Origin of the sequence: Bowdeniella nasicola, assembly GCF_001907295.1 — a bacterium.
Taxonomy (GTDB): domain Bacteria; phylum Actinomycetota; class Actinomycetes; order Actinomycetales; family Actinomycetaceae; genus Bowdeniella; species Bowdeniella nasicola.
In genome coordinates this window covers 1-10,758 of the sequence record NZ_MQVR01000083.1, presented here as the reverse complement: position 1 = coordinate 10,758, position 10,758 = coordinate 1, and the positions used below count along the sequence as shown (strand labels likewise).

At 62.9% G+C, this 10,758-nt stretch carries 11 protein-coding genes; 9 read left to right on the top strand and 2 right to left on the bottom strand.

What is annotated here, in order from left to right:
• The first annotated feature begins 419 nt into the window (after positions 1 to 419).
• The 9 genes from BSZ39_RS11060 to deoC all read left to right on the top strand — a co-directional run bounded on the left by BSZ39_RS11060 (position 420) and on the right by deoC (position 9,122).
• Positions 420 to 1,529 (top strand): BMP family lipoprotein, encoded by a 1,110-nt coding sequence (locus BSZ39_RS11060; RefSeq protein WP_073717390.1) that lies wholly within the window; start codon positions 420 to 422, stop codon positions 1,527 to 1,529.
• Positions 1,530 to 1,654: 125 nt separating this feature from the next.
• The gene (locus BSZ39_RS11055) at positions 1,655 to 3,217 is read left to right on the top strand and encodes an ABC transporter ATP-binding protein (protein ID WP_073717389.1); all 1,563 of its coding nucleotides are present in this window, start codon (positions 1,655 to 1,657) and stop codon (positions 3,215 to 3,217) included.
• Positions 3,214 to 4,533, top strand: a complete 1,320-nt coding sequence (locus BSZ39_RS11050) for an ABC transporter permease (protein ID WP_073717388.1) — start codon at positions 3,214 to 3,216, stop codon at positions 4,531 to 4,533. The genes BSZ39_RS11055 and BSZ39_RS11050 overlap by 4 nt, the downstream gene beginning before the upstream one ends.
• The gene (locus tag BSZ39_RS11045; protein WP_073717387.1) at positions 4,530 to 5,819 is read left to right on the top strand and encodes an ABC transporter permease; all 1,290 of its coding nucleotides are present in this window, start codon (positions 4,530 to 4,532) and stop codon (positions 5,817 to 5,819) included. The genes BSZ39_RS11050 and BSZ39_RS11045 overlap by 4 nt, the downstream gene beginning before the upstream one ends.
• A gap of 63 nt (positions 5,820 to 5,882) precedes the next feature.
• Complete coding sequence (locus BSZ39_RS11040; RefSeq protein WP_073717386.1) at positions 5,883 to 6,296, top strand: cytidine deaminase; 414 nt, start codon at positions 5,883 to 5,885, stop codon at positions 6,294 to 6,296.
• A complete protein-coding gene (locus tag BSZ39_RS11035; protein WP_073717385.1) occupies positions 6,293 to 7,576 on the top strand; it encodes a thymidine phosphorylase in 1,284 nt (427 codons plus the stop codon). The genes BSZ39_RS11040 and BSZ39_RS11035 overlap by 4 nt, the downstream gene beginning before the upstream one ends.
• A gap of 19 nt (positions 7,577 to 7,595) precedes the next feature.
• A complete protein-coding gene (locus BSZ39_RS11030; RefSeq protein WP_073717384.1) occupies positions 7,596 to 7,784 on the top strand; it encodes a hypothetical protein in 189 nt (62 codons plus the stop codon).
• On the top strand, positions 7,765 to 8,472 hold the full coding sequence (locus BSZ39_RS11025; protein WP_073717383.1) for a hypothetical protein: 708 nt from the start codon (positions 7,765 to 7,767) through the stop codon (positions 8,470 to 8,472). Before BSZ39_RS11030 ends, BSZ39_RS11025 begins: the two co-directional genes overlap by 20 nt.
• Positions 8,469 to 9,122, top strand: a complete 654-nt coding sequence (gene deoC, locus BSZ39_RS11020) for a deoxyribose-phosphate aldolase (RefSeq protein ID WP_073717382.1) — start codon at positions 8,469 to 8,471, stop codon at positions 9,120 to 9,122. Before BSZ39_RS11025 ends, deoC begins: the two co-directional genes overlap by 4 nt.
• Here deoC and BSZ39_RS11015 read toward each other — a convergent pair.
• Together BSZ39_RS11015 and BSZ39_RS13965 are read right to left on the bottom strand one after the other, a co-directional pair.
• The gene (locus BSZ39_RS11015) at positions 9,119 to 9,610 is read right to left on the bottom strand and encodes a hypothetical protein (RefSeq protein WP_143180505.1); all 492 of its coding nucleotides are present in this window, start codon (positions 9,608 to 9,610) and stop codon (positions 9,119 to 9,121) included. The genes deoC and BSZ39_RS11015 overlap by 4 nt on opposite strands.
• A gap of 805 nt (positions 9,611 to 10,415) precedes the next feature.
• Entirely contained in the window at positions 10,416 to 10,580 is a 165-nt protein-coding gene (locus BSZ39_RS13965; RefSeq protein WP_158025185.1) for a P-loop NTPase family protein, read from the bottom strand.
• Between the last annotated feature and the right edge of the window lie 178 nt (positions 10,581 to 10,758).

Here is a 10,758-nt window from a genome sequence, read left to right as displayed (position 1 = left end):
TGAGAAACTTCTATCTTCACCCAAGGCCCGCTCTCATTCATCACCAACACCCGGCAGTCAGAGACCGCGTCACGCACTCTGAAACCGGAAGAGCCCGTTTGTGACCTGAAACTCAGGCATGTGCCGAAGATCATGGCGTGAAGGGCGTTCCATGGTGCGGCACGGGGGCGTCTCCCACGTATGCTGAAGGAGAAGTCGAAACAGGTTCGACGAGACCTATTCGTCAACGAGGTAGATGAGGTCATTGTGACTGAGTCCATCTCCGTCCCGAATTGGTAACGAAACGAAAACCCAAGGACAAAGCCTTCGGACATGGAAATAACTCGTCGTACGATGTTTTCAATATTTCGCCACAGGGCTACAACGGAGTTGTCCGTTTAGCTCCCCTCTGTGGCGGACGATGGCAAGTAGGAGAACCCGTGAAGAAGTCAGTACTCTTCAGCACCATGGCCGCCGCGGCCCTGGTTCTTTCAGCATGTGGCCAAGCGCCCGAAAAGGCACCCGCGACCGATTCGTCTTCGGACGGTAGTGGCTCTGCCGACTACAGCAACTTCAAGGCGTGTATGGTCTCCGATGAGGGCGGCTTCGACGACCGCTCCTTCAACCAGTCCGGTTTCGAGGGCCTGAAGAAGGCCGAGAGCGAACTTGGAGTAAAGGTCCAAACTGCCGAATCCCGGAGCCCGGGCGATTACCAACAGAATATTGACTCGCTTATTAACCAGAACTGCAACCTCATCATTGGCGTTGGCTTCCTGCTCAACAACGCGATCCGTGACTCGGCAAAGGCGAACCCGGACGTCAACTTCGCGCTGATCGACTCTCGTATCACCGAGGGCCAGGGCGATACTTTCAAGGTCCTCGACCTGCCGAACGCCAAGCCCCTCGTTTTCAACACCGCTGAGGCGGGCTACCTCGCTGGCTACGTGGCCGCGGGCATGAGCGAATCCGGCAAGCTCGGCACCTTCGGCGGAATGGACCTGCCCTCGGTGAAGATCTTCATGGACGGCTTCGAAGACGGCATGAAGAAGTACAACGAGGACAACGGCAAGTCCGTCACCCTCGCGGGCTGGTCCAAGGAGAGCCAGACCGGCCAGTTCGTCGGTAACTTCTCCGACACCAACAAGGGCAAGCAGATCACCGAGAACATGCTCGCCCAGGGGGTCGACATCGTGATGCCGGTGGCCGGCCCCGTCGGCTCCGGTACGGTCGCGGCTGTGAAGGAAGCCAAGAAGGGCGCGGTCGTCTGGGTTGACTCCGACGGCTTCAAGTCCACCTCGGACGGCGACGTCATGCTGACCTCGGTTGTCAAGGAGATCGGCCAGTCCGTCTTCGACACGGTCAAGTCCTCGGCGGAAGGCAAGTACACCGCGGAGGCCTACGTTGGCACCATCGAAAACGGTGGCGTGGCCATGGCCGAGTTCCATGACTTCGACTCCAAGGTCCCGGCCGAGCTGAAGGAAGCTGTTGAGAAGCTGAAGCAGCAGATCGTCTCCGGTGAGATCAAGGTCGAAACCAAGAACCAGCCGTAAGCCGACAATCCGGACCGTGGGCGACGCCGCGTAGTACGCTGCCGACGTCGCCCACGATCGCACCTAGCCCTTCCATCCGACTGCTTGCCCGCGCTGGCGCGGGCGCCTACGACAGGAACTGCCAAGTGAAACTCGAACTTCGCGGGATCACAAAGGTTTTCGGTCCGCTCGTGGCCAATGATGCCATCGATCTGGTCGTTGAACCTGGTGAAATCCATGCGTTGCTCGGTGAAAATGGCGCCGGCAAATCAACGTTGATGAACGTCCTTTACGGGCTGTATCAACCCGATGGCGGCGAGATTCTCATCGACGACAAACCAGTGACATTTTCCGGTCCCGGTGACGCCGTAGCCGCGGGCATCGGCATGGTGCACCAGCACTTCATGCTCGTCCCGGTCTTCACCGTCGCCGAATCCGTGGCTCTCGGCTACGAACCCACCGGACCCCTCGGCATCATCTCGACCGAACGCGCCGCCGCCAAGGTAAAGGAGCTGTCCGACAGGTTTGGCTTCAACATCGACCCCGACGCCTACATCGAGAACCTCTCCGTCGGCGCCCAGCAGCGCGTCGAGATCATCAAGGCCCTCTCGCGCGACGCGGAGGTTCTGATCCTCGACGAGCCGACCGCCGTGCTCGCGCCCCAGGAAACCGATGAGCTCTTGGAGATCATGAAGGAACTGAAAGAGCAGGGACGCTCGATCATCCTCATCACTCACAAGCTGCGTGAGGTTAAGGCCGTCGCAGATAAGATCACGGTTATCCGCCGCGGCAAGGTCGTCGGAACCGCTGACCCGTCGGCCTCCGAAACCGAACTTGCCTCGGCCATGGTCGGCCGCGCCGTCGACCTCGGCGTCGATAAGGCGCCGGCCGATCCCGGCAACGCGGACTTCCAGATCAAGAACATCACCGTGCTGGACGCGCTCGGTCGCCCGGAAGTGCGCGACCTCAGCTTCGATGTCCACGGCGGAGAGATCGTCGCGATCGCGGGCGTGCAGGGTAACGGTCAGACCGAGCTCGCCGAAGCGATCCTCGGCCTGCGCGATATCTCGCAGGGCTCGATCGAACTCGATGGCAAGAATCTTGCGGGCATGAACGTGAAGAAGCGCCTCGGCGCGGGCGTCGGGTTCGTTCCCGAAGACCGCTCCACGCACGGCATGATCGCGACGTTCTCAATCGCCGAGAACATGATTCTCGACCTGTACGATCGGGCGCCGTTTGCCAAGGGCATGAACATGAACCGGTCGGTCATCACGAAGAACGCGGAAGAACTCCGCGACGAGTTCGACGTGCGCGTCACCTCGATTCATGACCCCATCTCCACCCTGTCGGGTGGCAACCAGCAAAAGGCGATCCTCGCGCGCGAAATGTCGCGCGACCTGCACCTGCTCGTGGCCTCCCAGCCCACCCGTGGCCTGGACGTCGGCTCGATCGAATTCGTGCACGCCCGGATCGTCGCCGAGCGAGATAAGGGCACCCCGGTGCTCATCATCTCCACCGAGCTCGACGAGGTCTACGCCCTCGCCGACCGGATCGCCGTCATGTACGGCGGCAAGCTCGTCGGCATGGTCGCCCCCGACACCCCCCGTTCCGTTCTCGGCCTCATGATGGCCGGCGTTCCCTATGAGGAAGCCGTCGCCCAAGCACACATTGATGTCGAGCCCAGCCCCGTCAGCAAGGAGGAGTCATGACCCAGGACCCCACTCCTGCCGGCGACCCGACACCCATCGCCGCAGATATGCACGCGGCCGGTACACCCGCCCAAGAAGCCGAGGGACAGCCCGAAGACGGCAAGCGTCGTGACCGGCGCCCCTCGGGCCAGTCCGTCATGCGCGAGATCATGGCCTCTTCTGGCGTGTTCATCTTCTTCGCCATCGTGCTCGCCCTGATCATCGGCGCCATCCTGGTCGCCGCGTTCAACCCGCGCGTTCACGAAACGGCGTCCTACCTGTTCGCGCGTCCGACGGACTTCTTCTTCGAGGTCTGGCAGTCTTTCCGGGGCTTCTTCGCCTCGCTGTTCCGCGGCGCTGTCTTTGACTACGAGGCGACGTCCGTGCCTCGCATGGTCAAGCCGATCACCGAGTCGATCACGAACTCCGTTCCGCTGATCCTCGCGGGCCTGTCCGTCGCGGTCGCATTCCGTGCGGGCCTGTTCAACATCGGCGCCCAGGGCCAGATCATCATCGGCGCCCTCGTCGGTGGCTATGTCGGCATCGCCTGGCAGCTTCCCCCGGTCCTCCACCTGCTCGTCGCCGTCCTCGGCGCTGCGCTCGGTGGCGCGATCTGGGGCGCGATCCCTGGTATTTTGAAGGCTCGCGCCGGTGCGAACGAAGTGATCGTCACGATCATGCTCAACTCGGTCGCGCTGTATCTGCTCAGCTACTTCCTGAAGACGAAGACCTACATCGGTCAGGGCTTTGCTGGTAAGTCCGAGCAGATCACGTCCTCGGCTGCCTTCCCGCTGATCCTCGGGTCCCCGTTCCGCCTCCACTACGGCATCCTGCTCGCGCTCCTTGCGGCCGGCTTCGTCTGGTGGCTGCTCGAGCGCTCCACCCTCGGTTTCGAGATCCGTGCCGCGGGCGCCAACCCGGCGGCCGCGCGCACCGCAGGCGTGTCGGTGAACCGCACGATCATCGTCACGATGATCATCGCCGGTGCACTCGCGGGCCTTGCCGCCACTGGGCCGGTCCTCGGTACCGAGCGGTTCGTGTCTAACGGTGTTGCGGCATCGTTCGGTTTCGATGCCATTACCGTGGCGCTGTTGGGCCGCTCGAAGCCCCTCGGTGTCGTGTTCGCGGGTCTGCTCTTTGGTGCCCTGAACGCGGGTGCCGCGACCATGCAGGCTGCTGCCCAGATCCCCGTCGATATCGTCCAGGTATCGCAGGCCATCATCGTGTTGTTTATCGCCGCACCGCCGCTGGTGCGCTGGCTGCTTCGACTTCCTGGTCCGGAGCGCCGAACCACACCCCGTTCCCGGGTCCAAAAGAAGGAGGTGGCAGCGGCATGAGTGCACCCACGCATGCACCCGAACGGCACAATGAAAAGTCCATTGGGCCGGTAGTCCAAGCGCCGATCCAGTGGCGGTTCCCGATCGCTGCGATCGTCATGGCGGTCCTCACCATTGGGTTCGCCATCATCTCCAAGGGCGAATCGGTCTTCTCGATGGCCGGCGCGTCTCGAGCATTCGACATTCCGAACTGGCATATGGACTCCACGCTCGTCGTGTGGATTCTTGCCGCCCTCGCCGTGGCCTTCGCTGCTGGCGCGACGTTCCTTGCGGTGAACCGCAAGAAGCACGTGGCAACCATGACGGGATTGGCGGCCGTCGCGTTCATCCTCGCGTTCCTCGTGTGGATCGTTGCGGGCCGCACCGGCGCACACATGCCCGTCGTGCAGCTGCTGCAGGGCGCTGTCGCATTCGCCGTGCCGCTCATCCTCGGCGCACTGTCCGGCGTCGTGTGTGAACGCTCCGGCATCATCAACATCGCCATTGAAGGTCAGCTGCTGGCTGGTGCCTTCATGGGCGCCGTCGTCGCATCGATCTCCAACTCGCCTGTCCTCGGCATGCTGCTGGCCCCGATCGCGGGCATGCTCGTGGCACTGCTCCTTGGCCTGTTCACGATTAAGTACCGCGTCGACCACATCATCGTTGGCGTTGTGCTCAACATGCTGGTCCTTGGCCTGACGTCGTTCCTGTACTCGTCCTGGCTCACGAGCGACCCGGGCCATCTCAACAAGGCGATGGCGCTCAGCCGTATCCGGATCCCGCTGCTCGCCGATATTCCGGTCATCGGTCCGGTGTTCTTCAACCAGACGATCCTCGTGTACCTCATGTACATCATCGTGATCGTCTTGCAGTTCATGCTCTTCCGCTCGCGCTGGGGCCTGCGCCTGCGCGCCTGTGGTGAGCACCCGAAGGCCGCCGACACCGTCGGCATCAAGGTGAACCGGACGCGCTGGCGCTCGGTCATCCTCGGTGGCGCGCTCGCCGGCCTCGGTGGTGCGTTCTTCACCGTCGGTATCGGCCTGGCGTTCACCAAGAACGCTGCGGCGGGTAACGGCTTCATCGCGCTCGCCGCGATGATCCTGGGACGCTGGAACCCGAAGGATGCCGTCGCGGCAGCTGCGATCTTCGGCTTCGCGACCAACCTCGGCTACGTCATGCAGTCGGTCAACAACTCCATCCCGTACGAGTTCCTCTTGATGATCCCGTACGTCGTGACGATCCTCGCGGTTGCGGGGTTCGTCGGGGCGGTCCGCCCGCCCGCGATGGAAGGTAAACCGTATCCGTAAGCCGCGCATGCGGCACAATACAGCCCAGGTTCGCCCTGGGCTGTACTGATTAAAGGAGCAGCAATGCCAGTAGCTGACAGCCAGTGGGCCGAACTTCGGTCCCAGGCGATCGCGGCCATGCGCCGCGCCTACAGTCCCTATTCGAACTATCCGGTCGGGGCCGCGGCCTTCGTCGACGATGGTCGCGTCGTAACCGGATGCAACGTGGAAAACGCCGGCTACGGCGTCACGCTGTGTGCCGAATGCGGACTCGTATCCGAACTCATCAACTCCGGCGGTGGGCGCCTCACGGCGTTCACGTGCGTCAACGGCAACGAGGAAACGATCGTGCCGTGCGGACGCTGCCGCCAACTGCTGTACGAACACGGCGGTCCCGACCTCCTGGTGATGATGCCGGGCGGGATCGCGCCCATGAGCGAGGTCTTGCCCGATGCCTTCGGGCCGTGGGACCTGGCCGAAGTGAAGGAGACACCATGACCGAAGCTTTCGACGTCGTCGACGTCATTCGCACCAAGCGAGACAAGGGCGAACTCAGCCCCGAGCAGATCGACTGGGTGATCGATGCCTACACCCGCGGCGTCGTCGCCGACGAGCAGATGTCGGCGCTCGCCATGGCGATCTTCCTCAACGGCATGAACCGTCAGGAGATCGCTCGCTGGACCGCCGCGATGATCGCGTCGGGCGAGCGGATGGACTTCTCCTCGCTCTCGCGTCCGACCTCGGATAAGCACTCGACCGGCGGCGTAGGGGACAAGATCACTCTGCCGCTCGCCCCGCTCGTCGCGGTCTTCGATGTTGCCGTCCCGCAGCTGTCCGGCCGCGGCCTCGGCCACACCGGCGGAACCCTGGACAAGATGGAAGCCATCTCCGGCTGGCGCGCGGATCTTTCCAACCAGGAAATCCTCGACCAGCTCGAAGATGTCGGCGCCGTCATCTGCGCGGCGGGTGCGGGCCTCGCCCCGGCCGACAAGAAGCTGTATGCGCTGCGCGATATCACCTCGACGGTCGAAGCGATCCCGCTGATTGCCTCCTCGATCATGAGCAAGAAGATCGCCGAAGGCACCGACGCCCTTGTCCTCGACGTCAAGGTGGGCGCCGGCGCCTTCATGAAGGACCTCGATATGGCACGTGAGCTCGCGCGCACGATGGTCGACCTCGGCAGCGATGCGGGGGTAAAGACCGCGGCGCTCCTGACGAACATGTCGGTGCCGCTCGGCCTGACCGCCGGTAACGCCCTGGAAGTCCAAGAGAGCCTCGATGTGCTCGCCGGTGGCGGACCTGCCGACGTCGTCGAGCTGACCGTCGCGCTCGCTCGCGAGATGCTCGCCCTAGCCGGCAAGGGCGACGTCGACGTCGAAGCGGCGCTGAAGGATGGCCGCGCCATGGATAAGTGGAAGGCCATGATCCGCGCGCAGGGCGGCGATCCGGACGCCCCGCTGCCGGTCGCCGAGCACACCGAGGATATCCTCGCGCAGGCCGATGGCGTCATCACCGATATGGACGCCCTCGACGTCGGTGTCGCCGCGTGGCGCCTCGGCGCGGGCCGCGCCCGCAAGGAGGATCCGGTCCAAGCGGTCGCCGGCGTGCAGATCCACAAGAAGCCCGGCGAGCGTGTGGCGAAGGGCGACAAACTCTTCACGCTGCACACAGCCACGCCGGAGCGTTTCGAGCGCGCCAAGGAGGTCCTCGCCGATACCGTCGCCATTGGCAACGCGTACGAGGGACCGAAGTCGATAGTCTTGGATCGTATCGGTTAACACTTCGGAGGTGAGTGCCATGGCAGATCCCCGCGATACCGTCGTGCCGGGTCACGAAGAGCATGAACACGAAACGGACGACCAGATCCAGGCCGAGGAATATCGGCCGAACGATCCGGTCAGTGTGTTCGAAGCGAATCCGGCAGACGTCGCTGACCAGGCCATCGAGGAACCCGTAGAGGACGAGGATGCCCGCGCAGACGCGTGAGTTGCGATCCTGGCCCGTTGAGCTGGGTGGGCATCGCTTACAGCAGTGCGACGAGACGAGTTGCGGCGCAGCCGCGCTCGTCATGCTCGCCGCCACCGGCGATGCCCGCCTCGCCTCCTGGCTATCCGGCACCAACCTGCCCCCAGAAGCCTCCCTGCCGGAGGTTCCCAGTTGGGCCATGGCCGCAGCACCGCCCGCGCACATGCGGTTCGAGATCGCGCAACGCCACGTCCGCTCCCGGATGCGAGGCTGGCCGAGCGCGCTCGGGACCCTGCCGTCGTCCGCCGCGAAGCATGCACGGTTTCGCCATCTCGACTATCACGTCACGTGGCTGCCGGCGGGTGCTCCGCGGCGCGCCGCCGGGATCCGCAACCTGGTCGGGATCGTGAAGTCGGGGATCCCGTGCCTGCTGTATGTCGGTGGCACCGCCCCGGGCCCGCTCACCACGCGCGTGCCTCGGCACGTCATCGTCGCCGTCCCCGCCAAGGGCGGAAGCGATGGCGACACCATCAATCTTTACGAGCCGGATTCGGCCGCCCTGTATCGACTCCCGATCAGCCAGCTCGACGACGATCGCCCGAAAGCGGCCTTTGGAAACTGGTCGCACGTTTACGCGATCGTTGCCCCTAAAGCGACCGAGATTATTCACCCTTCGCCACGTGGCGCAGAAAGGACTCAACACTCATGACCACCCGTAGCGATATCGCCGGCCTCATCGACCACACGCTGCTGAAGCCCGAATCCACCAAGGACGACGTCAACGCGCTGGTCGAGCAGGGCAAGAAGCTCGGCGTGAAGGCCGTGTGCGTCTCGCCGTCCCAGCTCCCGATCGACAACCCCGGCGACCTCACCGTAGCAACCGTCGTCGGCTTCCCCTCTGGCGCCGTCAAGACCGCCGTCAAGGCCGCGGAAGCCAAGCAGGCTGTCGCCGATGGCGCCGACGAGGTCGATATGGTCGTCAACCTCGGCCAGGTCAAGGAAGGCGATTTCGACGCCGTCGAGCGCGACATCCACGAGGTCAAGCAGGCCTGCGGCGACGTGCTGCTCAAGGTCATCATCGAATCCGCGGCGCTGACTGATGACGAGATCGTCGAGGTCTGCAAGCGTGCGGAAGCCGCGGGCGCCGACTACGTTAAGACTTCGACCGGCTTCCACCCGGCCGGCGGCGCCTCCGAGCATGCCGTGAAGCTCATGAGCGAAACCGTGGGCGATCGCCTCGGCGTCAAGGCCTCCGGAGGCATCCGCACCGGCGAGGCTGCGCTCGCGATGGTCAAGGCTGGCGCGACCCGCCTCGGCCTTTCGGCCTCAGCGCAGATCCTGTCCGAGATCGACGCTTAACCACCAGCGAGCTGGGCGCTCGTGTAGACGCCATCGGCGGCCACGACGCTCAGCTCGCTGCTGCTTTCATATCGGGCGTATTCAATGAGCTGAGTGGTGCCCGAATAGTGCCGGGCGCCATCGGCGTCGACTCGAGCTCGTGTCGCGTGCCAAGAAAAGATCGCGCATGAGCGGTCGGCACTGAGCACGTAGGAGTGAGCGGTGATCAGTGCCCTGCCGGGGATGCGAAAAACCGTGAGCGGCATTCGCATGTGGTAGAAGTCTTCACCAGCCTCCCGCTCGACCAAGGAATGTCGAGAGACGTGACAGCGATCGTCGACTCTCCAGCTTTCCACCTCGCTCACGGCGGCAATGATCGGGAACATGACATCGGGGTCCGGCCCCATAATCCCGGGTCCAACGCCCCAACTATCCAGGGCGTGATAGTCGGTCGGGTGCACGGCCTGTGGCGTTGCCGCGATATCGAACTGAGGCCCGATCAGCTGCACTAACGGTTCTGGCGTCAAGGGTGAGTCGGACCAGACTGCGAGGCTATCCCCGTCACGTCGATGGGCGACGTACTGCTCGGTTGGGCACTCCGCAATGATCGAGAGGTGTGCGCGAAGCCATTCAGGGGACGTCATCCGATAATCGCCGTCCAACCGTGCTTTTTGATTCCAGCATGCGCAAATGAGTTCTTTAGATAGGTCTTGAATCTAGGGTGCTTTAAAAGTGCTTTCTGTTGCGCGTTGCTCAGGCCCGGTATTACCCCCGGGCGGTAGGGGTCAATTGGCCATTTTGATTTTGATCCGCTCATCTGGATGTGCACACTATGGACCATAGGTCTCCCAGTCCATGCGTACAGATCCTCGAAACCCGCTGACCTTTCCTAGTGAATAGGAGCCTCCGCCTCTACCGCGCAATGGCCAGGTTTCGTGACCTACGAATATTTCAGCGGGTTGGTTCAGTGGTTGACATCGGATTGTGAGAGGAGATATCTCGCGGTAGGGGTCATCTGTTGTAGTCGTAATCTTGTTGATGATCCCTGTGTCAGAGTGGGCAATTGCGGAAGAGCCAACGGGAAATAGTGAGAGCAGTATAAGCGTGGGTATAGCGAGCACTACGAGCCGCGCGCGACTGAAGCGCATCTTGGCCTCCTGTGATTTGAGTGAATGGTTCGATGTCAGTCGCAATCGTAGCAGGTGTGGTGGCGAGTGCCACAATGTGGGAGGTCGTGTCTGTTGTTCGAGGTGGAAGTGTCGTTGAAAAAGAGACGTTGGGTCTGCCATCAAGTGTCGTTGAATGCTGCAGCAGCTAGAGACGCGGGAACCCCACGACGCGATCAACAGCCTTGAGCGACTCGGGGCGGTGGCTGATGACGATGACAGTACGGTCGCCCTTCAACTCGGCGAGCTGCTGGTAGATCGTCGCCTCGGCCTCGGCATCGACCGCCGCGGTCGGCTCATCGAGGATCCACACGTCCCGCTCCGACAGCAGGACGCGAGCTAGCTGTAGTTCCTTGGGACGTTGCGAACGGTCGAGATGAGATGAAGACCTCCGGCAGAGGCTGTCAGGAAGTTTGTGTGTGAGGCTCTGATCTAGAAGGAGTTTCACCGATAATGACTACGGTGTCACCGAAGAAAAGCCACGACCCGGC

Bases quoted from the DNA above. Each gene is read 5' to 3' on its own strand.
- BSZ39_RS11025 (WP_073717383.1), top strand. From the start codon at position 7,765: ATGCCCGCGCAGACGCGTGAGTTGCGATCCTGGCCCGTTGAGCTGGGT.
- deoC (WP_073717382.1), top strand. From the start codon at position 8,469: ATGACCACCCGTAGCGATATCGCCGGCCTCATCGACCACACGCTGCTG.
- BSZ39_RS11050 (WP_073717388.1), top strand. From the start codon at position 3,214: ATGACCCAGGACCCCACTCCTGCCGGCGACCCGACACCCATCGCCGCA.
- BSZ39_RS11035 (WP_073717385.1), top strand. From the start codon at position 6,293: ATGACCGAAGCTTTCGACGTCGTCGACGTCATTCGCACCAAGCGAGAC.
- BSZ39_RS11045 (WP_073717387.1), top strand. From the start codon at position 4,530: ATGAGTGCACCCACGCATGCACCCGAACGGCACAATGAAAAGTCCATT.
- BSZ39_RS11030 (WP_073717384.1), top strand. From the start codon at position 7,596: ATGGCAGATCCCCGCGATACCGTCGTGCCGGGTCACGAAGAGCATGAA.
- BSZ39_RS11040 (WP_073717386.1), top strand. From the start codon at position 5,883: ATGCCAGTAGCTGACAGCCAGTGGGCCGAACTTCGGTCCCAGGCGATC.